The following is a 26,372-nucleotide window of genomic DNA, read 5'->3' as shown; positions in this document are numbered from 1 at the left end:
ATCTTAAAAGAAAACTGCTTTCGCTCTATTTTATCGTGCTGGTTGTGCTACTGGTGGAGGTAGTTGAGGCGTTGCAGGTGAAGATTGTGTTGATTGCGATGCATTAACTTCTTGTGTTCCTTTTCTAATTACAATTCCAACACTTGCATATGTATCATTTGATATAAGTTCACGATTTATCTCCACACCCTTCTCATAGGTAATTTGATATGACCTTGCCTTATACCCTGTTACCCCTGTACCATCCTTTTCCTCTTTTCCAACAGGTAAACTGCTATCAGGAACAACTTTGGTTTCAGGTGGTATAGTTTCTATTATTTCACTTACCATATCATAAGTCCTTCCATTTAATGCACTAGGATCTCCATAAATATTGTAACTTAATACCTTTCCCGCTGTAATCCCTTGAATATAAATTGGAAAATCATATGTATTTTTAAATTTGTAGTCTAGATATCCATATGAAACTGTTGCATCAAGCCCCGGCTGTGCATATCCTACTGCCATGGAATGGTTTGTTCTTTCTAATGATCTCAAATTTGCTTTCATTGCTGCTCTATAAAGAGTTGTGGATACTTGGCATATACCTCCGCCAATTCCCGGTTCAACCTTATTTCCTACGTAAGTTCCTGCTTCTTGATATCCTCTTTCAACGGTTCTTGGTCCAACAACATCATTGAAGCTAAATACTTCACCTGGCATTACAATAGTTCCATTTACTACTGAGGTCGCTATTTCAATATTATTGCATCTTCCTGGTGCAGATGTACTGTAATTTGTTGAAAATGTTCCCATCAATCCCTTTATTTTTGATAAATCTTCTTTGGTTATCTTAGGTTTTGTTGTTTCAACTTCAATTTCTACTTTATCCTCAGAATTAAGGGCACCATTTATGCTTTCTTTCAATTGTTTATCTAAAGTTTCTAGATTGACAGTTTGTCCTTCTATCTCTGGCGTAATTGAGAAGTTATTTCCCTTTATAGTAATAGTTGCATTAGCAGCTGACTGGGTAGCATCGCTTTTTATCTTTTCTTCATATGCTTTTAATTTTTCTTCATTATAAGAAAAACCTAATGGTATATCATTCTTTTTACTCCCGTCACTTTTTATATTCATATACTTTTTTAAAAGACCGTTTTCTTTTCCAAAATCATAGGCATGTTCTACTGTGCCATTGATATCGTATTGAGGATTAATATTTGAATAAATAAGTTCATATGTTTTATTTCCTATTACTATAGATAACTTCTTATTTTCTATGGCGGAATTAAATGACTCTGCAAGCTTATTTTTAGCCTCTTCCTTGGTCATACCTCCAAGGTCCACTCCTTGCACAGTTACTCCTGGATATATTTTGTCTTCCCAACTTTTAACAACTTTATTTATTGATAATGAATATGCTGCAAGCACAACTGCTCCTATTACTACCAGTGCCGCAAATCCAAAAATAAGCTTCTTTTGCTTATTAGGTGCTTTTTTAGAAGCTTGTCTTTTTCTGACAGTCCGTTTTTCCACTCATTATTCTCCTTTCTAAGAATTTGGAATTATATATTACTTTAATATAATATTGATTATAATTTACATTTTTGCAAAATTGTTATCAATATTTCCATTATATCATATTTCAACTTATATATGATAGTAGTATTATTTACTATATACGCAGTTGAAATATGATGTAAAACTTGTATTATAAATTTACCTTTGTACGTACTTTTGATGTTTCTCCATCGTAATCAAAAGCTTCAATTGAAACTTCTACAGGTGTATTCTTTTTAACTTTTATTTTGTTGCTAGTTATAACAAAACTAGTAGCATTTTCATCTACTGTTCCTACCCACTCTGAATCTACAAATAAGTTATATCCTAAAAGATCTACGTCAGTATTTCTATTCCAAGAAACATTTATGTTTCCATTTTGAAATCTTGCTTGTAATCCAGTAACATTACGAGGCTGAGTTAACAAATCAACACTGTTAGGTCCCCAGTTCGCATCAACAGGATTTCCAACACCTTGAACATTTGCACTTTCACTGTACTGCCATATCCTCCATCTTGTCCATCCTCCAACGTCAGGTGGAAATTTAGGGTTAATTGGTATATCAGTATACATAGCAATCCATAATGGCATATTCTTTAAAGGAAATCCGCGTCCTGGAACATTAAAATTATTATAAAGCTCTATAAAGTTTGTCCCTGTGTAAATCATAAGCCTTCTTCTAGTTTTCCTCTCAAATCTTTTTCTAAATCTATCAATCCAATTAATTAGCGTTGTTGTAGATATTGATTTATCTAACGGTGCTTCAACATCTATTACTGGAAATAAATCTCCATAATCTTTATTTCCAAAACCTTGTTGAAGGGTATTTATAAAATCATCACATTGCCTATCTGCATCTGTCAAATCATAAGATGGTATGCTATAATGGTATCCCCCAACTGGAATCCCATAATTCCTACTGGCAGCTGCATACTCAACAAACCTCCTGTCAACCCTGAAGCTTCCAGTAGCTGACCCTGAAGCTCTTAGATATAAAAAATCTATTTTTGTCGCTAGTACATTAAATTGAACATTTTGTGTATATTCGTTGATATCTATTCCAAAACGACTGTTAGGATTTTTATCTTGCATTTTTCCTCCAAAATAAAAAATACTTCTATAATATTAATATTACTTTACACATAAAAAAGTACCTATAATTAATTATTAATTATAGGTTTAACTGTACATAAAAACTTATATTATCTCCAATTGATTCAGCCCATATCTTACCTTCATGTAATTCCACTATATTTTTAGAAATTGCTAAACCTAAACCAGACCCTCCTGTATTAGTATTTCTAGATTCATCTACCCTATAAAACCTATCAAATAATTTTTCCGTTTTTTCCTTAGTAAGATGATCACCCTTATTTCTAAATAGCACAATGGCAGTATTATCTTTTTGATATAGGCCTATTAATATTTCCCCTGGCTTGTATGAATATTTTATTGCATTAGTAATTAAATTTTCAAACACTCGAAGCATCTTTACTGTATCTATTAAAACAGATATCTTTTCTGATTCAAACTTCTTGTAAACTGTTAAATTATTTTCATCCAGTAAAGGTGTTAATTCCTCTATTAGTTGGGATAGAAACTCCGCTAAATTAATTTTAGTCTTTGTCAATGTTATTCCGTTATTGTTCAATTTTGTGTATTCAAATAAATCTTCAATTAACAGCTTTAGCCTTTCTGCCTTACTAAATGCTATATTTAAGTATTCCTTCATTTCTTCTTCATCTTTATATCTATTCTGAAGTACAAGCCCTATATACCCCATTACAGAAGTTAAAGGTGTTCTTAAATCATGAGATACATTAGTTATTAAATCCGTCTTAGTTTTTTCTGCATCTCTTTCTGCATCTATTTTGTCTCCTATCTCTTTCGCCATGTGATTTATATTGAAAGCTATATTTTTAATTTCATCTGTGCCTCGTTCTTGAATTCTATAATTTAAGTTACCACTTGCTATGATTTTAAGACCAATTGCAATTTCATCTAAATACTTCATTTTATTATTTGTAATTACTACAAACGAAACAATAAATACAATAAATGTTAAAACCAATGCTAAAGATGAATTTGAAGTATTAATCGTGTTGTATGTTATATTAGCTTCAGGGATTTTTGAGTATATAAGATAACGCCTTTCTCCTGCTATCTTTACCGGCATTATGTAATTCTTTTCCTTTACCTCTCCAATTCTTTCATAATCCACATTCGTCATTGCGCTTTTTAAAGCACTATAAATATCTATATTTTCTTCAACTACATTTTTAGTTTTATACAATACCTTCCCATCTAAATCTGTTATAAAACTTTTTTCTCCACCTGATACATTTTCTAAAATACCATTTATTTTACTATTATCATTTGCTGATTCTATTTGTTTTGCTAATTCGCTGGCAGTCCTTTCAATAGAATCATAATCATATGTTATCTTAGGCTCATTATATTCTCTTTTTAAAAAGCTATTGGTAAAACTATAAAATATGAATGAGATTAAGAAACATATTCCAATAACCATCATTAATTCAAATCTGATGCTCTTTTCAATTCTTTCTTTTGTAATATTAACTACTTTTTCAATATATTGCAGCATCTTTGAATTTGACATATTATTTTTGAAATTTTTATATTCCTTAAAATGTCTATTTTTCAATTTTGTATCCTACCCCCCAAACAGTTTTTATAAATCTTGGGTTTCTTGGATTCTCTTCAATTTTTTCTCTAATCTTTCTTATATGAACCATGACTGTATTATCTGAGGTCATAAATTCTTGATTCCAAACACTTTCATAAATATTTTCTATTGAAAAAACCTTTCCTCGACTTTGAGCTAATAATGATAATATATCAAATTCTGTTGGCGTAAGCTTTAGTAAGTTATCTCCTAATGAAACTTCGTGAGTCTCTAAATTTATAACTAAATCTTCTATTTGTATTATATTTTCATCATTAGTATCAGAACTATCTGCCTTTTTACTAAATTTATGAAATCTTCTAAGCTGGGATTTTACTCTTGCAACAAGCTCTAATGGATTAAAAGGTTTAGTTAAATAATCATCAGCTCCCATATTAAGCCCTAAGATCTTATCAATATCTTCACTTTTAGCCGATAACATAATAATAGGCATTTCTTTCATCTCTCTTATTTTTAAACACGCCTCTATTCCATTTAAATTTGGCATCATAACATCTAATATTATTAAGTCAATTTCATTTTCTTTTATTAAATTAAGCGCTTCTAATCCATCACATGCTGTAATAGTGTTATATCCATCGCTTTTGAGATATATATCAACTAAGTCCCTTATTTCTTTTTCGTCATCAACAATTAAAATAGTTCCTTTATCCAAAAAGACCATCTCCCATACAAAAACTTCTATAATTAAATTCTATTATAAATTCATTTTAACTTAAACACCTTAATAAAAATCACACTTAGTTCTTAATATTTTCTAAATTCTATAGCAAATGATGCTATTAAAGAAAAAAGATTATGAATTAAGTAAAACCTCATAATCTTTTTTAAGCATTTTTATATTATGCTCTTTAATATTAATCCTCACTTGATAGTTCTTCCCACTTTTCATAAAGATTTTCAATCTTTTCCTCAAGAACTTTAATCTCTTTATTAACTCTTTCGCTTTCAGTTGGATTAGAATAAACTTCTTCTTTACAAAGTTCTTCTTGTAATTTTTCAAGAGCTTCTTCATTTGCAGTTATATTATTTTCTATTTCCTTTATTTCGTTTTGCTTAGCTTTAGCTTCTTTTTCTAAAGCTTTTTTCTTTTTCCTTTCTTCATTTAATTGAGTTTTCGTTTTTCCTGAAGCCAAACCTTCATAGGTTTCAAATCTTTGGGGATTTTTTTTCTTTTCAGTATAATAGCTGTAATTTCCTAGATATTCATTTACTCCGTTTTCTTCTAATTCCAATATTCTATTAATTACTTTATTTAAGAAATATCTATCATGGGAAATTACGATTAATGTACCATCATAACTTAAAATTGCATCCTCAAGTGCCTCTCTCGAAGGAATATCTAAATGGTTTGTGGGCTCATCTAAAAGAAGTAAGTTTGATTTAGACAACATTAATTTTAAAAGATTTACTCTGCATCTTTCTCCACCGCTTAGTTTATTTATTTCTTTAAATACATCATCACCTCTAAAGAGGAATGAACCAAGAAATCCCCTAAGCTCACTTGTTGTCAATTCTGGAAAGTCATCCCAAACTTCATTTAAAATAGTTTTGTCTGGATTGAGATTAGTCTGTTCTTGGTCATAATATCCCACATTAACATTAACACCTAAAACCTTAACTCCTGAGTCACTCTTAACCTTATCCATTATTATATTAAAAAGTGTAGTTTTACCTCGTCCATTTTCTCCAATTAATGCAATTTTTTCTCCTCTCTTTAAATCAAAGGACAAATTGGAAAACAGCTTCTTTTCGCCATAGCTTTTTGCCAATTTTTCAACATGCAGTACATCGTACCCGCTCTTAACTGAGGCTTCAAACTTAATTTTGGATGCAGACTTTTCTTTATCAGGAGCATCCACTAGTTCCATTTTATCAAGTGCCTTTTCCCTGCTTTCTGCTGCTTTAATACTTTTCTCTCTATTAAACGATCTAAATTTTTCTATTATGGCTTCCTGTCTTTTAATTTCTGCCTGCTGCAGATTATAAGCTTTTAACTTTGCATCATAATCTTTTTTCATCAGTTCTAATGATTTAGTATATGGTGCGTTGTAACAATTCACGTGACCATTTATTACTTGAAAAGTTGCTGTTGTTACAGCATCTAAGAAAAATCTATCATGGGAAATTACTATTACAGTTCCTTTATATGTCTTCAAATATTCTTCAAGCCACTCGATTGCTTCTAAATCTAGATGATTCGTTGGCTCGTCAAGTAATAGTATATCAGGGTTTAATAGAAGAAGCTTACAAAGTGCAACTCTAGTTTTCTGTCCTCCACTTAAAGTTGATATAACTTTACTAAAATCGTCTTCTGTAAATCCTAAACCTTTAATAACACGAGATATTTCCCCCTTATATGTATACCCACCTCGATTTTCGTAAAGATCCTGAGCAGTTCCATAATCTTTAATAATTTTTTCATGATATGAGGCATTTTCTTCATTATACGGCTCATTCATTTTTAATTCTAAATCGGAAATCTTCTTCTCCAACTTTTGAAGGTCTTCAAAAACAAGTAACATTTCATCATAAATTGTATTGCTTGAATCTAATGCCAAGTGCTGAGCAAGATAACCCAAAGACTTATTCTTATCTATAAAAACTTCCCCATCATCTTGACCAATTTCCTTAGAAAGTATTTTAAATAAAGTTGTTTTTCCTTCACCATTAGATCCAATTATACCAACTTTATCGCCTTCATTAATTGAAAATGTTATATCTTTTAATATAGTATTAATACCATAACTTTTACATATATTTTTACAACTTAATACAATCATTATTTATCCTCCACTAGTTTAGCTTTAATTATTATACTATTTTCTAATGGTTATAGCAATTTGAGCATTTTCCAAAATAAAATTTAGCTTACATTAAGAAAAGTCAATGAAATTTGGATTATTATTCAATTTGTTTTATAATGAAATAAAAGTATAGGGCACAATTTCAAAAAATAACTAAGGTATTTTCGGCTTGTTATTTTTCATGTGCCTAATTTGGAGGCAATACATGACTTTAGGAAATGATAAAAATGATTTCACTAAAAAGAAGAAACAATTGAAAGAAAAAGAGCTGCTTTCAGCTGCCTATAATTTATTTCTTAAAAATGGCATAGAGAAAACGTCTATAGATGATATTGCTAAAAATGCCGGAGTCGCAAAAGGAACTTTCTATTTATATTTTAGTGATAAGTACGATATTTTAAATAAATTAATATTGCAAAAAAGCAATGAAATTATAAGAGAAGGATTAGCAAAAACAAATAGTTCAGGAATCGAAGATTTTAAAGCTCGTACTCTTTTCTTTATAGATTATATAATTAATTACTTAAAGAATAATGTTTCTTTGTTAAAGCTTATAAATAAAAATATTTCTTGGGGATTATATAGAAAAGCAATAATGAAACCTGAAACTTACGATAATGTAAAAAAGGTGCTAGATATTTTCATTAAAAATTTAACTAATGAAGGAATAAGTAAAGAAGAAGCTGAAATGACATTATTTATGATTATAGAACTAGTAGGCAGCGTATGCTTTACAACAATTATCTTAAAGGAACCTACAGACATTGAAACTATAAAACCAATTTTATTCAAAAAAATTTTGGCTATGATAACAGTTTAGTTATAAATTTTCACTTTATAATTAAATCCTCTAAAAATTTAGACTATCCAAATTTTCAGAGGATTCTATGTTAATATATTTTATTTCTTGTAATCCTTATCGCTGTATAACAATGTTAATCTAATTAATCTTTTAATTATTACTCTTACTATTGGACGTGGAATTCTATATGAATAAAGTGTAGCAAATATACCTGGATGTCTCCGTTCAATTTTAGCATAAATTTTGTTCACATCGTTATCAGAATTTCCTCTTTCCAGGTCACTTGTTTCATCTAAATCAAGATCTAAATTTCTCAAAACGTCAAAAGTACTTGGTATAGTATGATTAGCTATATTATAATTAGAACTTCTGCTAAATTTATCATCAAGTTCGTCGGAATAATAGCATAATTCAGGAAGTCCTGTTTCTGAGGGAAATAAATCTAAATTATAGTTGTTACCACTTGAATCAACATTTTCATTAAAATTTCTATTCATAAATGCCGGTGGAACAAATTTAATATCATTTTTATCCCGACTCCAACTACTAGATTGAGACATATATTTCTCATCTGGATTCATTTTTAATTACCTCCTTAAATAAATATTATTTATTACTCTAAATAATATGCATCATAAATATATATAGTACATAATTTAGAATAAAAGACATGAATTTTACTCCTTTATTAAGTGAACAATAAATATATTATAGGAATAATATATATTGGAGGAGATGCATATGAAGATAGATAATAAGCAAGACATCAGGGACTTATTTATTGGATTAAATGAAAAAGTTTGTGACTCTAATGGCCATTGTATAGATGCAATAAACTTTGATAATGCAGCCACAACTCCGCCTATTAAGTCAAGTATTGAGTATATAAAACAGTTGAGCAATACTTATGCTTCTATAGGAAGAGGAACTGGGCAAAATGCTGAAATAACTACTAACTTGTATAGGGAATCTAAAAATTTCTTGATGGAATTTTTTAATATAAAAGATAAAGAGAAATATGTTGTTATTTATGTTAGCAATACAACTGAAGGCATAAATAAGTTAGCAAATACTCTTTCAAAACATCCCGATGAATTAATACTAACTTCAAGAATGGAGCATCACTCAAACGACTTACCATGGAGAAGACGAGGAGAAGTAGATTATGTTGAAGTAGATGAACAAGGTAGACTAAAAATTGAAGAATTAGAAGATAAACTTAGGACAAATCACGGTAGGATAAAATATGTTTCTATCACTGGAGCTTCTAATGTAACAGGTTATAAGAATGATATTCATTATATAGCCAAAATAGTTCATAAGTATAATGCTAAATTAATTGTAGATGGTGCACAACTTGTACCACACACAAGAGTTAATATTAGTGGCGATACTGATGATGAACAAATCGACTTTTTAGTGTTCTCTTCCCACAAAATTTATTCTCCTTTCGGAGTTGGAGTGATAATTGGTTTAAAAGAAGATTTTTTAAATACACCTCCAGACTATCTGGGAGGAGGAACTGTTGATTTAGTTCTTGACAATGAAGTCACATTTCTTCCACCACCAGAAAGAAACGAGGCAGGAACACCAAATTTTCTAGGAATAATGGGATTAGTAAACTCATTAAGAATAATAAATACAATCGGGTATGATTATATAGAAGAACATGAACAAGTTCTTTTAAAGCGCACTGTAGACGGGTTAAAGAGAATTCCTAAAGTAATAAATTATGGAGATACTGACAACTTAAATGATAGACTTGGGATTACCACTTTTAACTTAGAATGTATGTACCATCATGATTTAGCAAATATTTTAGCTAAAAGAAAAGGAATTTCTGTTAGACATGGATGGTTCTGTGCACATCCTTATTGCAGGAGGCTTATGAGAGCAAGCGAAGATGAAGCTAAAGAATTCCTAAAAAATCCTGAAAAGAAAATGTTAGGAATGGTAAGAGTTAGTTTTGCTCTATATAATACAATTAATGAGATTGATATTTTTTTAAATGTGCTAGAGGATATTTGTTTAGAGAAAATTAAATAAAAATATATAGATTGCTCTAGTTAAATTTAATAAATATTATTTTATGGATGTAATTAAAATTAAATTATAATTACATCCAATCACTATTTATTATAAATTAAAAATTATTGATTAAATACCTTATACTTTGGTAGATTTCCTTCGAATTCTAATTCAGGGAGATCCTTTATTAAAGGTTCAAAGTATGAATATGCTTCACTAGTTATAAAATTCCCTTCATCATTTATCCACTCTTCTGGAAAGTATCTAACATTATTTGCAACATTCTCAGCCTCAATTAAAGAATATTTAACTGTATAATGTTCATTGCTTTCTCTATTAATGCAAACCATCTTACCTGTTTCACCTTGAGCTGCATATTTTAATGCCATTCTCCCAACATTGTAAGCCTCTGTCAAATCTGTATCGGATGCACAATGCATTGCACAACGTTGAAGAACACCTAGTTCAAGTGCTTTCACCCTTGTAGTGAAACCAGCCTCAAGAATTAATTTTCTTAAATAGTTTGAAACTCCACCCAGTTGAGCGTGTCCAAAATTATCTTGAGATGCACAATCTAATTCTGAAATAAAATCACCGTTTTCATCTCTTATTCCTTCTGATACCACTATATAAACTTTATTTTGTTCTTCAAATTTTTGTTTGACATCAGCTAAAAATTTAAATCTATCAAAAGCTGCCTCTGGAAGATAAATAAAATCTGCAACTGGCTTTCCATCAACTTTTGCAAGACATGAAGAAGCAGCAAGCCATCCCGTATCTCTCCCCATAGTTTCCAATATAAAAATACCATTATTAGTATAAACTGAAGCGTCTAAATATGTCTCAAGCGCTGTAGTTCCGATGAATTTTGCAGCGCTTCCAAAGCCAGGAGTATGATCTGTAAATTTTAAATCATTATCGATAGTTTTAGGTATTCCCATAAACTTAATATCAATGTTATTCAACTTTGCATATTTTGAAAGCTTAGAAATAGTATCCATGGAATCATTTCCGCCTACATAGAAAAACGCTGTTATATCATATTCTTTAAGAATTTCTATTAATGCCTCATATTCTTCACTACATGAAGCAAAGTCTTTTAATTTATACCTGCAAGATCCTAATCCCGATGATGGAGTAAATCTAAAATTGCTTATTTCTTCATCAGATACTGATGATAAATCAATTATATTTTTATTTAATATTCCCTCAATTCCATTTAAACCAGCATATACTTTATCAAAAGTTTTTAACTCTTTATTTGCACTTAAAAGGCCTACTACACTTGAATTAATTACCGCTGTTGGTCCCCCTGATTGGGCGATTATACAATTTGACATGAAATTTCCTCCTTGTCTGTTATACTAAACAATCCAAATATGATATACTATTGAACTCATAGTAATACACTATTTAATAATATACAATAAAAAATGTATTTAATAAAGACTTTTTTTTAAAATTTTGCATATATTATAAAATTACGAATTATTATAAAGTAGGTTTAATATTTAAAGGGGATGAGAATATGAATTTATATTATGTTATAATAATAGGTATAGCTTTAGCTATGGATGCCTTTGGAATAACATTAGGCATTGGTTTAAATCCAATAATCAACAGACACCATAAAATCAAGTTTTTATTATCTTTTGCATTTTTTCAATTTTTATTTACATATGTAGGAGGAAGTTTAGGGTATTTATTTGATACTTATATTACAGATATCCCTTCCATTGCAGGTGGAATAATTATGGGAATTGTAGGCATACTCATCATTGTTGATGGCATTAAAGAAAAGGAAAATGAAATTTTAATTAAAAATACCACATGCATAATACTTGGAATATCAGTTAGCATAGACGCTTTAGTTATAGGTTTCACAGCATTCCATGAAATTCAAAGAAATTTATTACTTTGCGTCAATTCAATTCTTATCGGGTTAATTACGTTATTTATTTGTACATTAGGCTTTTTTATTTGCCGCTATATAAAGAAAATTAAATTTATAACAACGTATGCAAATTTTTTTGCAGGCATAGCTCTCATATTTTTTGGATTTAAAATGATATTTTTTTAAGAAAATAAACATATTAAATAGTAAGTTAAAATTTACATAAATATTTAACTTACTATTTTTTTAATACTTGTTCATATATGCTATAATATATTTAATATTTAGCTGTTAGGGGATATAGAAATGGAACCAATAGAAATTTTAAAAGAAAAAGGAATTAAAATTACTAAAGGAAGAATAGAAATACTAAATATATTAAAAAACTCACAAAATAGTTTATCTGCTGAAAAAATATATCAAATTTATAAAAGTAACAACATAAATATTAACTTAAGTACAGTTTATAGAACTTTAGAATTATTTGAGGAAATGGAAATTACTGAAAAGATAACTCTTAATGATGGAGTATTTTCATATAAAATAAAAGGAAAAACACATAGGCATCATTTGGAATGTGATATTTGTCATAAAGAAGTTGAAATTCCATGTCCCATGTCCCAAATTCAGGAGCTAGTTCAAAATGCAACGGGCTTTACTTTAACAGATCATGACTTAGTAATGAAAGGCGTATGTAAGGACTGTAAAAAGAAACAGTAACTAATTTAACACAAAATATAGAAGTATCATAAAAAGACACAAATAGAAAAGCTCTTTATAACTTTGAAACTTCCCTTATTTGTGTTTTTTGTTTGTTTAAATTTCTTTTAATATTTCAATACTCTCTAAGTTCTATGAAATAAGCCTAATTCATATAAAATAGAACGAATTACACCAGATTGAGAATAACTTGGCATAGCGATTCCTCTTGGTTTGCCTTTGCTATACATTAGTTCCGGAAGCAAACCACAGAAGGAGCTATTTCTATAATTATGATTAAAATATTCTAGGGCAAGTTCCATTTTACCTGCCGTAAATAATGCTTCTCCCATCCAAAATGTAGATCCTGTCCATGGAAGTAGGTCTCCTTCTTCAGTTGTTAAACTTTCGTGTCTCCATATTCCACCTTGAAACGGATCTTTTAAACGTTTATTAATTTCTTCAATAGTAGGATTTAGCCATTCCTCTGGAAACATAGGAAATTCAGTAAAAAATAATAATACTGAAGAATCTAATAAAAATGTTTCTTTAGAACGAAAAACTATATTATTTCTTACATTATTTACTCTAATGCTTTTTAAAATATCAATTGCCCCTTTTTTATAGCTTTCTGCCTGAAATTTTCTACCTCTGTAATTAGCTATCATTGATGCTTTTACTAAACCATACGCTGAAATTGCAGACGTCCACGTCATGTGTTCAAGTGCTTCACCAAGATGTGGTCCAAAAGTCTCCCAAATACCAGTATCTTTCTTTATTAATCCAGTCGCATCCCTATTTCTTATTATCCAATTTGCAGAATGTTCAACTATTGACCATAAATCATTTATTATCTCATCATTCTTTGTTAGATTCCAAATACTCCATATTCCATAAAGTATAAGACCGGTCGTATCATTTTCATAAGCATGTTCATTTGGGATATCAGTTACTACATTATAAGCAAAATAATAATTTCCATCTGGACGTTCTTTTAAATAACCAATGAGACTATACAATCCTTTCGTAGCCTCTTCAAAATGCCCTGATAATGCTAACGTGGTAACAATCCAAATTCCATCTCTTATCCATACATTGCCTTGATATGGTTGAAATCCAATTAAAATCGGCGCACCATTTTTCTGTAAACTCATTCGTAATAAACTATTACTTACACGCCAATAATATTTTAGCTGCAGAGAAAGTTTACAAAGAAACTTATCCGATATATTATGCCATCTTTTCCATTCATCCAAAGCATCTTCATAAAGTTTTTCTATATTATTTATTGCAAAATGTAATTGAGATAATGCCTCTTCCTTTGTCTTACCAACAGCAAATAATTGGTATATCGGCGAACTACATCCATTATATGGAACAAATACTTTTTCTCGAAATGTTAAAGCAGTTGGAATAGAACTATGCTCGAAAATTGTAACGCTTCCACCTGTAACTACTTGTCCAACATCCCCTACCTTGCCTTCTATTGATGGCATTGTAGTTACTGCTAACCACTGACAGCAGGATATCCTCGAAATAAAAATATTATCTATGCGCTCTGATATATTTTTTAGATACACTACTGGAAAAATCTCTACATTTGTATCATTGTCTTTCACTGTACTCACCTGTATCGACCTTACAATAATATTACTGTTCCAAGGCGACCAAGTTTTAGTCTTCACTGCAGTATTTCCCTTATGAGAAACCATTTCATAAATTCCAAATCCATCAATATATTCAGAGTTATCTAGTGAAATAATTTGTCCTACTTGCCCTAATTCCTGTTTTACAATGCCGTACGGATCATACCAAACCTTCTCATTTTCATCCTTTACTAAAACATAGGAACCTCGTTTATCTAGAAGTTCACTCATCAAATCAAAATTCGGAAAAAAAATTTGGTTAAGCAAATCAACTGGAATATTATTTTCATCATATTGAGTTATCCAGGCTAATACATTACCATTTGATATAGGCGCATGATTATTATGGTTTTCTCCGATAAAATAATGCATTTTTCTCCCTTCATTTTTATGCTTGCATCTACTTTATTTATTATATATAAAAATATAAACAAAAATACTATTTTGTAAGCATGTATAAATAAAGATATACATTCAAGCACATAAGTATCTCAAATGTATATTTTAAAAAAAATATATTATCTACTAATCTTCATTGAGTCTTCTATTATCATATCTATTAACTGCGCAAATCCTATATTTAGTGCTGCTGCGCTTTTAGGAATCAAGCTATTTTTTGTCATTCCTGGAAGAGTGTTTACTTCTAAGATATATGGTGTTCCGTCTTCAGTAACAATCATATCAACTCTGGAATATACTTCACATTTAAGTGCTTTATAAGTGGCCAATGCCATTTTTTCAACTTCTTCATGCAAGTTTTCTTCTAGCTCAACAACAACTTCTTCAGCCCCACCATCTTGATACTTTGATGCAAAATCAAAAAATTCTGCTTTTGGTTTTATTGCAATTACAGGCAGCATTTTTTCACCATAAACAGGACAAGTTATTTCATCACCTTTTATAAATTTTTCTATCATAACCTCGCTATCCCACTTAAATGCTTCAGTAACACAGCTCTCAATATCTTTTTCTTCCTTTACAATAAATGTAGCTACACTTGATCCACCATGGGTTGGTTTAACTACAACAGGATATCCTAAATTATTTATTTTACTTAAATCTATGCTATCGCCTTTTCTTAAATTTACCCAAGGAGCAGTCCTAATTCCAGCCGCCTCTAGAATAGACTTTGTTACATCTTTGTCCATACACATTGCGCTGCTTAAAGGACCACAGCCTGAGTATGGAATTCCTAAAGTTTGCAAAACTGCTTGTACTGTTCCATCTTCTCCGAATTGACCATGTAATGCTAAGAGTGCAAAATCTATTCCTGCAGTTTTAGTTACTATATCTTCTTTCTTATCTATAACTATTTGTATTACTTCATATTTTTCTTTATTTATATTTTCTATTATAGAATTTCCACTTTTTAATGATATTTCTCTTTCAGATGATATACCACCCATTATAATTCCAACTTTCATTGATTCCCTCCGAATATACATTAAATATTAGTCTATATTAATCTTAATAAAATAATTACAAATATAAAAGAACCACTAGGTAGATAAAATATCTCAACTGTGGTTCATGTTAATAATCAAAAATTATTATCTTTTATTTTTTTGATTGTGTTTTATTCCTATATACTTTATTTTCATATTTACACAAACTATCCAAAGGACATTCCCCACAGTTTGGATTCCTTGAACTGCAGCATCTTCTACCATGAAATATTAATAGATGATGCATAAGTGTCCATTCCTTTTTAGGTAATTCCTCTTGAAGCTGCTTTTCTACTTCTAAAACATTCTCTGAATCTGCAAGGTTTAATCTGTTTGAGACTCTAAATACATGGGTGTCTACTGCAATGGATGGTACATTAAAAGCATTAGACAATACCACATTAGCTGTTTTTCTCCCTGCTCCTGCAAGAGAGGTTAGCTCTTCCATTGTCCTTGGAACTTCTCCATTAAATCGTTCTTTTAGTTGATTAAACATCAGAATTAAATTTTTAGATTTATTTCTATATAATCCTATCTGCTTTATTCTTTCTTCAAGCTCATCATTTGTTAGAGTTAAAAGTGAATCTAAGTCTGGATAATCTCTAAATAGATCTTTTGTAACTTCATTTACTTTTTTATCCGTTGTTTGAGCAGACAATATTGTAGCTATAAGTAATTGAAGTGGTGTTTCATAATTCAATTCACATTTTGCATCAGGGTATGCTTCCTTCAAAATATCTACAATCTTCTTTGTCCTTGCTTTCATATCTTTTGTAATCTCCTTATTTATATATTCCCCTATACTTTTCAGGTAAGAGATTTGCTATACCTCTCATTAGGATGTCCATACATTTGTCATCATATTCATGTTTATCTTCATCTTGCTCTTTATTCGGAAATACAATTTTTTCCCCTATATTTACAGTAACATCTGAATGTTTCCATTTTTCTGATCCCATATCCCCATCTTTGCTTATTGGTAATAATATATCAGTTCCTGACATACCAATAGGTATTATTTCTGCTTTCGCCATTCTAGCAAATAATAGAATCCCTTTTCTCCCTTCTATCATAGCACCTGTTCTACTTCTAGTGCCTTCTGGAAATATTAGAACATCATTTCCTTCTTTAAGAGCCTTAACTACCTTTGTAATAGCCTCTTTATCAGCTGAATTAGGCTTAATTGGTATATTCTTAACTATTTTTGTTCCTAATTGAGTTATTGGATCATCCGATAATTTTACTCCTGCTACAAAATATGGATCACTTTTTTCTTTTAATATTTTTGACAAGACTAAACCATCAGAATTACTCAAATGGTTACATACAAATATTCTTGGCTTTTTAACCTTATCTATATTATCTATTCCATTAATTTTTATATTTGCATACTTTCTAATATAATTATTTGCTATAATTTTACCTATTTTTATAACTAATGACTCTGGCATCATTTTTATAATATTTATTGCAATCGGTGATAACATTCCATTCCAACCTTTCTTAACGAATACATATATATTATTATATTATTTTCTCATATTTTTCCAATAATTAAAATACTATTTTTTTATTTTATTGAATAGAGTAAAAAATATAATATATCATTGGTGAATATCCATATACATTATATATTTTTTCAAATGTCTATGCAAATCCTATAATTTTAATAGTTGTGCTATAGAGCTTGTATATCACTCTTTATGTTCCATATATTCCAACAAAAGTAAATAAAGATATGAAAACTTAACATATAATCTAAGTTTTTCATATCTTCACTCTGCATTGTTAAATTTAGATAAAATCTTTTAACTCACAAAAACTTCTAAAAATAAATTCTACTAAATCTATATTGAATTTAAATAACTAACTCCTTAAATCCAAATACTCCCACACACGTAACACTAAATAACCATATCATTAAATATTTTCTTCTTGTGACCTTTTACATCACTTATTTCTATTATAGTTGCAGTGGATGCTGTTCTTACAATATTTTTAGCCTGACTACCTACTGCTGTAGCCTTTGCAGGGACATTCTTTACAACTACAGCATTTGCTCCTATTTTGGCGCCCTTGCCTATAGTTATAGGTCCAAGTACCTTAGCTCCTGTTCCTATTAATACATCATCTTCAACAGTTGGGTGTCTTTTTCCTTTATCTTTTCCAGTTCCACCTAACGTCACTCCATGATAAATAGTAACATTATCTCCAATCTCAGCAGTCTCTCCTATTACTACACCCATTCCATGATCTATAAATAATCCTTTTCCTATTTTAGCCCCTGGATGAATTTCAATTCCTGTAAAGAATCTAGACAACTGTGAAATTAACCTAGCTAAAAAAAATCTTTTTTTCAAATAAAGGAAATGTGCTATTCTATATGATATTAATGCGTGAATACATGGATACAGTAATAATACTTCTATTTTACTTTTAGCTGCTGGATCTTCGTTTAAAACTCGTTCTATATCATAATTCAGTTTTTTAAACACAGCTTATTCTCCTTTTCTAGTTTTCAGTAGAATCTTTCCTAATAAATCACATAATTATCTCTAGATGTTTTGTTAAAATTTCTAATAAATAAACTTCCCCAAAAAACATAAAATAATTTATCAAACGTGCCTTGTAAATAAATTAATCATATAATCCCATTGATATATACTTTTCTCCACCATCTGGTGCAACAGCTAATACTTTTTTACCTTTTCCAAGTTTTTTAGCAACTTGTATAGCTGCATATATTGCTGCGCCTGAAGAAATACCAACTAACACGCCTTCTACTTGAGCAAATAATTTTGCTGTCTTGAATGCATCTTCATCTTTTACTTGTAATATTTCATCTACATATTCTTTTTCATAAATTCCCGGAACAAATCCTGCTCCGATTCCTTGAATCTTATGCCCTCCTGGATTTCCACCACTTAATACTGGCGAGTTTGCTGGTTCAACTGCAAAAGTTGTAAGGTTTGTAATCTTCTTTTTTAAATTTTTAGATACTCCTACTACAGTTCCACCACTTCCAACACCTGCTATGAAAGCATCTAAATCTGGAATATCTTTATATATTTCTTCTGCTGTTGTTTCATAGTGCTTTTCTGGGTTAGCAATGTTTTCAAACTGTTGTGGAATAAAATATCCTTCACCACTTCCTATTTCTATTGCTTTTTCTATAGCGCCTTTCATGCCTTTAGCGCCTTCTGTCAATACTAGTTCTGCTCCATAAGCCTTAATTAAGTCTCTTCTTTCCTTACTCATTGTTTCTGGCATCACTATTGTAACTTTATAACCTTTAAGCTTTCCAACAAGTGCAAGCCCTATACCTGTATTTCCGCTTGTTGGCTCTACTATTGTTGCACCTGGCTTTAATATTCCTTCTTTTTCAGCTTTTTCAATCATTCCAATGGCTGCTCTATCTTTAACACTTCCACCTGGATTAAATTTTTCAAGTTTAACATATATTTCTGCAATATTATCCTCTTTAATTAAATTATTCACTTTTATAATTGGTGTGTTTCCAATTAATTCAAGTCCTCCATTATAAATCATACTATTATTCTCCTCCTTAAATTTCCACCTAATTCTTTAATTTATATAACAAAAAAACTTCATCTTCTATAAAACTATAGAGACGAAGCAAAATTCGCGGTCCCACTCTAATTGAATTAAACACAGTTAATTCCCCTCAACTTAGCACTATAAAATGCCATATCACTATAACGGGTGAACCCGGAGAATCTTACTAAGGTATACAAAAATATAATTTAAAATGTTTTATACACATTTTAAATTATATAGGAAAACTCGCCTATATTCAGACTTCAACTCCAAAGGGCACTTCACACAAATTCTTGATGAAAAGTTCTCAGCTTCCTTTTCTCTCTGTAAACTTTCTTTGCGCTACTTTCCTTTTTCATAGTTTTTAATTCTTAGTGTTTTGATAGGTTTTATATTATTATTATATTATTTATATAAAAAAAGTCAACACTTTTTAAGAAATTTCCCAAAAAGTGTTTATTACATTAATTTTTCTTTTTCCATAGTGGATATAAAAATTCGTCTATTAAATCATGTATTATTACTATTCCTACTAGTTTTTCATATTCATCAACTACAGGTACTGCATTTAAATCATATTTTGCTGCAATTTCTATGGCTTCACTTATATTATTATCATGCCTTACATGCGATACCACTTCATCCATAATTTCTTTTATTTTTACATTCATATCATATATAATTAAATCCTTTAAGGGAACCAATCCTTGAATATGATCTTCTTCATCTGTTATATATATATAATAAATAACCTCTTCATCAGGCTTCATTTCCTTCAATATATCAATAATATCCCCGACAGTGATGTCTAAATTTACAGAAATAAATTCTTTATTCATTATACTACCAACAGTCTCATCTTCGTATTGCAATAACTGTTTAACTTCATCGGCATCTTCTTTTTCCAAATTGATTAATATTTTTTCTCTTTCTTCTTCATCCAAATCATCAAGTAAATCTGCTATCTCATCATTAGGCATATTTTCTAATACTTCAACAGCCTTGCTGTCTGATAATTCCTTGATTATAGTACCTTTATATTCGGAATCTATTTCTTCTAATGTATCCGCTGCTAAATCTTCATCTAAAGATTCTAATACTTGCTTTCTTGAATTAGTATCTAAGTTTTCTAATATATCAGCTAAATCGGCTGGATGTAGTGTCGATAATTTTTTATATGGGACAGCTAACTTTAAATTATTATCAACCATTTCCAAGGATTCAACATCATCCCATCTTAATACTTTATCCTCTAAACTTTTTCTCATTATTTTATAAAAGAATTTCATAATACCTGATATTTTTAATCTTCTATATCTAGCTAAAGGGCCAGTTTCAACTCCTATTACCCGATATTCTCCAGCAATCTTAGCGATTCTTAAATCATTAACTCTAACTACCTGCTTTCCATTAATATCAACTATTTTTTTATCTAGCAGATTTTCAGAAAGAAGGTAGCTATATCTCATTGGAAGAATTTCTTTACTGCCTCTTGTTTTTATCTTAAATTTTCCCTCTTTATGGGTAAACTCTATATATCTAAATTCATAGTGAAAGGTATTTCCATCTTTTTTAAGCTTATAGCCAATTACTCTTGGGTATCCATCTTCAGTAGTTACATAAACATCCCTTAAAGTCCCTAATACATCTCCAAATTCATCATAGACTTTTTTTTCTAAAATATTTGAATATAGTAATGTAGATAATTCCATCATAAATAGTCTCCTCCCTGTTTATGCAGAAAGAAAGTTTTCAAGCAGAATTTATTCATATATAGGTAACTTTAATCAATTACGCTTACTATAGGAATTTACTTAAGACAAAAGACTTTCCTTCTGAAATATATTTAATTTTTGTCATATTACATTCCATATTCTGAGGTCCATCCTCCATCTTTTACACCACCCTTGGTTCAGTTAACAGTTAACAGTTTACAGTTAACAGTTATTAATTTTTAACTTTTCCTTAGATAACCATCGTCTCTAATTATTATATTACAAAGGAGTAAAAAGGCAATAAATTTTTACTTTTTAATCACTTCCATAATCAATTTTTAACATACGTTTTTTGTTTGTAAACTAATTATGGTTATGTTAATATACTGTAAGAATAAGCTTTAAAAGCTCATTCTTTCATTTGATAATATATTCATGTTATGACAATTATTTGTTGTGATTTTACTATATAGATTTGTATATATTATTTTAGAACGGCATAATTTTATAAATATATAACAAAAAATAAATTGAGAATTGGAGTTAATAATATATGAAACTTTGCAAGGAATTTTTACCTATTAGTAAAGAGGACTTAAAAAAAAGGAATATTGAACAATTAGATTTTATTATAGTTTCTGGTGATGCTTATGTCGACCATCCTTCATTTGGTACAGCTATTATAGGAAGAACTCTTGAAGCACAGGGTTTTAATGTTGGTGTCATAGCCCAGCCAGACTGGCATAATTCTGAAGACTTTAAAAAATTAGGCAGACCTAAATATGCATTTTTAGTTAATTCAGGCAACATTGATTCAATGGTTAATCATTATACTGCTGCGAAAAAGACAAGACGCGAAGACTTATATTCTCCTGGCGGAGAGGCAGGACATAGACCAGATAGAGCTGTCATTGTTTATTGCAACAGAATACGTGAAGCTTATAAAGATGTAGCTATAGCAATCGGCGGAATAGAAGCTAGTCTAAGACGCTTTGCTCACTATGATTATTGGGATAATAAGGTTAGAAGAAGCATTCTTATAGATTCCAAAGCTGATTTGTTAATGTACGGAATGGGTGAAAAAACCGTAATTCAAATTGCAGACTTATTAAGATATGGAGCAGATATCAAAAATATTACATCTGTACGTGGAACTTGTTATATGACTAAAGATATATCAAATATTAAAAATGCAGTTATAGTCCCAACCTTTGAAGAAGTATCTACAGATAAAAAAGCTTATGGAGAAGCTTATAAATTGGAATATTATGAACAAGACTCTATAAACGGCAGAACTGTCATTCAAAAATATGGAGATAGATATCTAGTTCAAAATCCGCCTCAAGAAAATTTAACTCAAGAAGAAATGGATGGAACATATGACTTACCTTATACAAGAACATATCATCCTATATATGAAGAAAAGGGGGGTATTCCTGCAATTCAGGAAGTTAAATTTTCAATTACAAGTCATAGAGGCTGCTATGGTTCCTGCTCATTTTGTGCTTTAACTTTTCATCAAGGAAGAGTAATTCAAAATAGAGGTCAAGAATCAATAATTGGCGAGGCAAAGCTTTTAACTACTTTACCTGACTTCAAGGGATATATTCATGACATTGGAGGCCCTACTGCAAACTTTAGACATAGAGCTTGTAAAAAGCAAATTGAACATGGTACATGTAAAAATAAGCAATGCATGTTCCCAGCACCTTGTAAAAATTTAATAATAGATCATACTGAATATCTTTCATTATTAAAAAAAGTGAGAAAACTTCCTGGTATAAAAAAAGTATTCATTCGTTCTGGACTGAGATATGATTATTTAATTCACGATAAAAATGATGCATTTATGAAAGAACTATGTGAACATCATATAAGCGGTCAATTAAAGGTTGCTCCTGAGCACGTAGTTCCAAGAGTATTAAATCAAATGGGTAAACCAACTAGAGAAGTTTATGATAAGTTTGTCAATAAATACTTCCAAATAAACAATAAATTAGATAAGAAACAATTTTTAGTTCCTTATTTAATGTCTTCTCACCCTGGTTCTGACTTAAATGCTGCTATAGATCTTGCATTGTACATCAAAGAGATGGGGTACACTCCAGAACAAGTACAGGACTTTTATCCAACACCAGGTAGTTTGTCAACAACAATGTACTATACTGGTTTTAATCCGTTAACTGGTGAAGAAGTTTATATTCCAAGAACACCAGAAGAAAAAGAAATGCAACGAGCACTTATACAATTTGCAGTACCTAAAAATTATCAAAAAGTAAAAAAAGCTTTAATTAAAGCTCATAGAGAAGACTTAATTGGTAATGGTAAGAATTGTTTAATCGGCTTTACTCCAGGTAAATCTGGGTATCAAGGAAAAAATAAAAACAGCAGTAAAACATCTAATAATACAAACAAAAATGTCAGTGAAACTTCAAATAAAAAATCATCATTAAGAGAAAATAATGGTCCTAAACATATAAAGAATAAAAATTCCTCTAATAAAAATGGAAATAATAAAAGAAGAGTTCAATAATAAAGAGAATGTAATTATTGATTATAATTATAAATAATAAAAGAATCTTCAACAGGCTAATATTTATAGCTATGAAGATTCTTTTTTTGTATTATATATTTACTTTCTTGCAGATATCTTAAACCCATTTAATACAAAATCCAAAATAATTAAAAATAGCATTTCTCCTATTACTGAATAAGGGAATAATTTTATTCCGCCTAAAATTATAATATCTTCTAGCATCACTATTGAAATTGCAATAATTATAAACCATATTCCTTTTTTATTAACAAATGGTTTATCTAATAGCAGCACATTTAATATTAACAATGCGCCAAGTAATATTAATGAAAATAAAAACAGAATTGTTCCCTTATCTATTTCTAATATAAACCCATACAAGTAATTCACTTCAACAGTTATCTTAGAATTTTGTATTATAGCAGCATATATTGCACATACTATTGCTGCAATAACGTAGCTTCCTCCAAAGTTTAATTTTTCTGAGCGTAAATACACGAAGGTTATAGCTAGTACAATTAGCGGAATAGCTAAATGATTTAAAAATATCATTGGTTTTAAATAATATATTACAGTACTATTCTTAAGTATGCACAAAAGAAATAGGGCAATATGCCTTAATAAAAATAATGTAATAACTAAAGTTAAATAAATTTTTATTTTCTTTGGTGAAACTTCTAAATTCTTTTTTATAATCGAAATAGCAAAAAAAATTATAAGTAACAAAAGTAAATAATATGCAAAGTTCACAAACTACGCTCCAATCCACATTCCTGTTACTTATATTTATTATTATATATCTTATTTTATTCCTAAAAGTTTAATTCCACCTTTAATACATTGAATTCTTAGTGGAAAATCAGGACCTCTTTCACCATCAATATCCGTAACTATATCTTCTGATGATTCAATATATAAATCATCTGTTTTAAAGTAAACCACTTTATCTGAATCTAAGTGTTCACCTTTTAGAAGTTTTATAAATAGCGGTATTAATTCTATTATCTGTATAGCCTTAAATATTATTACGTCTAATTTACCATCTGTAATTTCTGCTTCTGTAGCTAAATTAAAATTACCTGCTGTTTGGCCATTGAATACTAAAAGTAAGTACATCTCTCCATCATAGTTACACTTTTTAGATAGTAATTTTATTTTTAGTTTTCTAAAGTTAGGCAATTCCTCAAGTCCCTTTAAATAATAAGCCAATTTTCCTATTGTGTTTTTTAAGTTTACATCAGTTTTTTGTGATACATCTGTAAAAAGCCCTGAGCTGGCTACATTCACAAAATATTTATCGTTAATTTTACCAACATCAACAGCTACTGGTTTGGAATCTAGTATTTGCCTACATGCCTCTTGTATATCATTAGGCATGTTTATAAACTTACCAAAGTCATTTGCGGTTCCAACTGGTAATATTCCAATAGGAATATTTATATTCTTACTTTTCATAGCATTTACAACAGAATCTACAGTACCATCTCCGCCAGCAATTAAAATGTAGCTATATGTCTCATCAATTATATCTAATGATTCAGCTAAATCTTTTCCTTTTTGTATTCTATACGGAACAACTATTAAGTCCATTTCTTGGTGTAATCTTATAACATTATCTAATTCATTTATTATACTATTTTCTCCTGAGTATGGGTTGTATATGAATCTTACTTTTTTCATAAATAAACCTACCTCCAATAAATTTACTAATTAAAAATTCATAATTTTATCATATTATTATAAACTTACAAAAGTTTTTATAAATATTAATTAAATTGTCTTGTTAAAGCTGAAAAAAACATTAAATTTCTTAAAATTTATTACATATACTGGCTATTTAACGAATTTTATTATATCATTATAATAATTTAATGTCGATACTAGATAACCTAATATAATCTTAAAGTTTATTTACACCTTATATTATTTTGAATTATGTGTTATAATAACTTTTTGTAAGTATTTTTTATAATTTTAGGAGTGATTTTATGAGGAAAAGCTGTATTCCTAATGTATTTACCTTTATTAATTTGTCTTGTGGAATTATATCTATATTATCTGTAATGAATGAAAAATATGCAATATCGGGTGCATTCATTTTATTGGCTGGTTTGGTAGATAGGTATGATGGTAGAATAGCTCGTTTTTTAAATGTATCCAGTGAGTTAGGCAAAGAGTTAGACTCCTTAGCTGATTTAGTTTCATTTGGAGTAGCTCCATCAATATTAGTATATATATTATTTAACCTTGAATCCTTTGGTCCAAATGGATTGCTAGGATTTGTAGTGTTATTATTATTCCCAATATGCGGTGCATATAGGTTGGCTAGATTCAATACTGCTCAGTTTGATGGTGTCTTTACTGGTGTGCCAATAACTATCGTCGGCTGCTTTATGGCTCTTTTTTCTTTAATAATACTTAGACTTGATTTACCAATGTCAACATTAATTTACCCAGTTGTTATATTAATGATAATTGGCTCATATTTGATGGTAAGTAAGCTTCAATTAAAGAAATTTTAAAGCGAAATGATTATGAATTTTTTCGCAAAAAAACTCTGTCTTATATTTGAGGGACAGAGTTTTTTAATATTTTATTTCTAGTCTTCTCTTTCTGAATTTTGAAAGCTTAGCTCATTATCTATTTCAGTGAATATCTTGTCTTTCTCTGTAGTTGCATTAACATACTCATTCTTAATCCTACAATATTTCAAATATGCACTCTCACATCTATCTAATGTGGAAACGAGTTTATCAATAAGTTCTCCTACATTCTCAGCTCTCTCTAAAGCTTTTCTAACTTCACTTTTTTTTGCTAAATTTACAGAATACATTTCTGATGCTCCTGCAATTAATAATCTATAAACATCAACATAATTTTTTAGTAATGCACTTAAATTATCTATATCTTGATAATGATTTTTGGCTAAATCTTCAAATTTCATAAATCATTCCTCTACTAATCTTATATATTCACCGTGAAATATTTCCAGCTA

At 29.6% G+C, this 26,372-nt stretch carries 23 protein-coding genes and 1 other annotated feature; of the genes, 6 read left to right on the top strand and 17 right to left on the bottom strand.

The window, feature by feature from the left end:
- Positions 1 to 30: 30 nt before the first annotated feature.
- The 5 genes from COL3_RS04120 to abc-f all read right to left on the bottom strand — a co-directional run bounded on the left by COL3_RS04120 (position 31) and on the right by abc-f (position 7,030).
- The gene (locus COL3_RS04120) at positions 31 to 1,515 is read right to left on the bottom strand and encodes a VanW family protein (RefSeq protein ID WP_008418202.1); all 1,485 of its coding nucleotides are present in this window, start codon (positions 1,513 to 1,515) and stop codon (positions 31 to 33) included.
- Between the two features lie 175 nt (positions 1,516 to 1,690).
- A complete protein-coding gene (locus tag COL3_RS04115; protein WP_008418204.1) occupies positions 1,691 to 2,632 on the bottom strand; it encodes a glycoside hydrolase family 25 protein in 942 nt (313 codons plus the stop codon).
- Positions 2,633 to 2,711: 79 nt separating this feature from the next.
- A complete protein-coding gene (locus tag COL3_RS04110; protein WP_180277917.1) occupies positions 2,712 to 4,160 on the bottom strand; it encodes a HAMP domain-containing sensor histidine kinase in 1,449 nt (482 codons plus the stop codon).
- Between the two features lie 34 nt (positions 4,161 to 4,194).
- Positions 4,195 to 4,911: a response regulator transcription factor gene (locus COL3_RS04105; protein ID WP_180277916.1), complete on the bottom strand. Its 717-nt coding sequence runs from the start codon at positions 4,909 to 4,911 to the stop codon at positions 4,195 to 4,197.
- 193 nt (positions 4,912 to 5,104) lie between these two features.
- Positions 5,105 to 7,030 carry a ribosomal protection-like ABC-F family protein gene (gene abc-f, locus COL3_RS04100; RefSeq protein ID WP_008418211.1) on the bottom strand — a complete coding sequence of 642 codons (1,926 nt, stop codon included), beginning with the start codon at positions 7,028 to 7,030 and terminating at the stop codon, positions 5,105 to 5,107.
- A gap of 229 nt (positions 7,031 to 7,259) precedes the next feature.
- On the opposite strand from abc-f, the gene COL3_RS04095 reads away from it, so the two are divergent.
- Positions 7,260 to 7,874, top strand: a complete 615-nt coding sequence (locus tag COL3_RS04095) for a TetR/AcrR family transcriptional regulator (RefSeq protein ID WP_008418213.1) — start codon at positions 7,260 to 7,262, stop codon at positions 7,872 to 7,874.
- Positions 7,875 to 7,954: 80 nt separating this feature from the next.
- Here COL3_RS04095 and COL3_RS04090 read toward each other — a convergent pair whose 3' ends face one another.
- The gene (locus tag COL3_RS04090) at positions 7,955 to 8,437 is read right to left on the bottom strand and encodes a hypothetical protein (protein WP_008418215.1); all 483 of its coding nucleotides are present in this window, start codon (positions 8,435 to 8,437) and stop codon (positions 7,955 to 7,957) included.
- A gap of 160 nt (positions 8,438 to 8,597) precedes the next feature.
- Here COL3_RS04090 and COL3_RS04085 point away from each other — a divergent pair, with 160 nt between their 5' ends.
- The gene (locus COL3_RS04085) at positions 8,598 to 9,902 is read left to right on the top strand and encodes an aminotransferase class V-fold PLP-dependent enzyme (protein ID WP_008418217.1); all 1,305 of its coding nucleotides are present in this window, start codon (positions 8,598 to 8,600) and stop codon (positions 9,900 to 9,902) included.
- 104 nt (positions 9,903 to 10,006) lie between these two features.
- Here COL3_RS04085 and COL3_RS04080 read toward each other — a convergent pair whose 3' ends face one another.
- On the bottom strand, positions 10,007 to 11,224 hold the full coding sequence (locus tag COL3_RS04080; protein WP_008418218.1) for a 6-phosphofructokinase: 1,218 nt from the start codon (positions 11,222 to 11,224) through the stop codon (positions 10,007 to 10,009).
- Positions 11,225 to 11,412: 188 nt separating this feature from the next.
- On the opposite strand from COL3_RS04080, the gene COL3_RS04075 reads away from it, so the two are divergent.
- Together COL3_RS04075 and COL3_RS04070 are read left to right on the top strand one after the other, a co-directional pair.
- The gene (locus COL3_RS04075; RefSeq protein WP_008418220.1) at positions 11,413 to 11,964 is read left to right on the top strand and encodes a manganese efflux pump; all 552 of its coding nucleotides are present in this window, start codon (positions 11,413 to 11,415) and stop codon (positions 11,962 to 11,964) included.
- Positions 11,965 to 12,084: 120 nt separating this feature from the next.
- On the top strand, positions 12,085 to 12,498 hold the full coding sequence (locus COL3_RS04070; protein WP_008418222.1) for a Fur family transcriptional regulator: 414 nt from the start codon (positions 12,085 to 12,087) through the stop codon (positions 12,496 to 12,498).
- A 125-nt stretch (positions 12,499 to 12,623) separates the two neighbouring features.
- Here COL3_RS04070 and COL3_RS04065 read toward each other — a convergent pair whose 3' ends face one another.
- The 7 genes from COL3_RS04065 to COL3_RS04035 all read right to left on the bottom strand — a co-directional run bounded on the left by COL3_RS04065 (position 12,624) and on the right by COL3_RS04035 (position 20,841).
- Complete coding sequence (locus COL3_RS04065; protein ID WP_008418223.1) at positions 12,624 to 14,495, bottom strand: glycoside hydrolase family 15 protein; 1,872 nt, start codon at positions 14,493 to 14,495, stop codon at positions 12,624 to 12,626.
- A gap of 146 nt (positions 14,496 to 14,641) precedes the next feature.
- Positions 14,642 to 15,547 (bottom strand): D-alanine--D-alanine ligase, encoded by a 906-nt coding sequence (locus COL3_RS04060; protein ID WP_008418226.1) that lies wholly within the window; start codon positions 15,545 to 15,547, stop codon positions 14,642 to 14,644.
- 133 nt (positions 15,548 to 15,680) lie between these two features.
- Entirely contained in the window at positions 15,681 to 16,334 is a 654-nt protein-coding gene (gene nth, locus COL3_RS04055; RefSeq protein WP_008418228.1) for an endonuclease III, read from the bottom strand.
- A gap of 16 nt (positions 16,335 to 16,350) precedes the next feature.
- Positions 16,351 to 17,055 (bottom strand): lysophospholipid acyltransferase family protein, encoded by a 705-nt coding sequence (locus tag COL3_RS04050; protein ID WP_008418229.1) that lies wholly within the window; start codon positions 17,053 to 17,055, stop codon positions 16,351 to 16,353.
- Positions 17,056 to 17,472: 417 nt separating this feature from the next.
- Positions 17,473 to 18,063: a serine O-acetyltransferase EpsC gene (epsC, locus tag COL3_RS04045; RefSeq protein ID WP_008418232.1), complete on the bottom strand. Its 591-nt coding sequence runs from the start codon at positions 18,061 to 18,063 to the stop codon at positions 17,473 to 17,475.
- A 142-nt stretch (positions 18,064 to 18,205) separates the two neighbouring features.
- Positions 18,206 to 19,117 carry a cysteine synthase A gene (gene cysK, locus COL3_RS04040; protein ID WP_008418234.1) on the bottom strand — a complete coding sequence of 304 codons (912 nt, stop codon included), beginning with the start codon at positions 19,115 to 19,117 and terminating at the stop codon, positions 18,206 to 18,208.
- 75 nt (positions 19,118 to 19,192) lie between these two features.
- Positions 19,193 to 19,494: a binding site (T-box leader), on the bottom strand.
- Between the two features lie 96 nt (positions 19,495 to 19,590).
- Positions 19,591 to 20,841, bottom strand: coding sequence for a CBS domain-containing protein (locus COL3_RS04035; protein ID WP_008418237.1), 1,251 nt, complete (start codon positions 20,839 to 20,841; stop codon positions 19,591 to 19,593).
- A 553-nt stretch (positions 20,842 to 21,394) separates the two neighbouring features.
- Here COL3_RS04035 and COL3_RS04030 point away from each other — a divergent pair.
- Positions 21,395 to 23,374: a YgiQ family radical SAM protein gene (locus COL3_RS04030; RefSeq protein ID WP_008418239.1), complete on the top strand. Its 1,980-nt coding sequence runs from the start codon at positions 21,395 to 21,397 to the stop codon at positions 23,372 to 23,374.
- A 99-nt stretch (positions 23,375 to 23,473) separates the two neighbouring features.
- Here COL3_RS04030 and COL3_RS04025 read toward each other — a convergent pair whose 3' ends face one another.
- Complete coding sequence (locus COL3_RS04025; protein ID WP_008418241.1) at positions 23,474 to 24,127, bottom strand: hypothetical protein; 654 nt, start codon at positions 24,125 to 24,127, stop codon at positions 23,474 to 23,476.
- A gap of 51 nt (positions 24,128 to 24,178) precedes the next feature.
- Positions 24,179 to 25,057: a YegS/Rv2252/BmrU family lipid kinase gene (locus COL3_RS04020; protein ID WP_008418243.1), complete on the bottom strand. Its 879-nt coding sequence runs from the start codon at positions 25,055 to 25,057 to the stop codon at positions 24,179 to 24,181.
- Between the two features lie 308 nt (positions 25,058 to 25,365).
- On the opposite strand from COL3_RS04020, the gene pssA reads away from it, so the two are divergent.
- Positions 25,366 to 25,899, top strand: coding sequence for a CDP-diacylglycerol--serine O-phosphatidyltransferase (gene pssA / locus COL3_RS04015; RefSeq protein ID WP_008418245.1), 534 nt, complete (start codon positions 25,366 to 25,368; stop codon positions 25,897 to 25,899).
- Between the two features lie 77 nt (positions 25,900 to 25,976).
- Here pssA and COL3_RS04010 read toward each other — a convergent pair whose 3' ends face one another.
- Entirely contained in the window at positions 25,977 to 26,321 is a 345-nt protein-coding gene (locus COL3_RS04010; protein WP_008418247.1) for a hypothetical protein, read from the bottom strand.
- Positions 26,322 to 26,372: the final 51 nt, after the last annotated feature.

This window comes from Clostridium sp. LS (genome assembly GCF_002760435.1).
GTDB lineage: Bacteria > Bacillota > Clostridia > Clostridiales > Clostridiaceae > Clostridium.
Note: the sequence above shows the minus strand (reverse complement) of the source record. Positions and strands in the feature narration are given on the sequence as shown.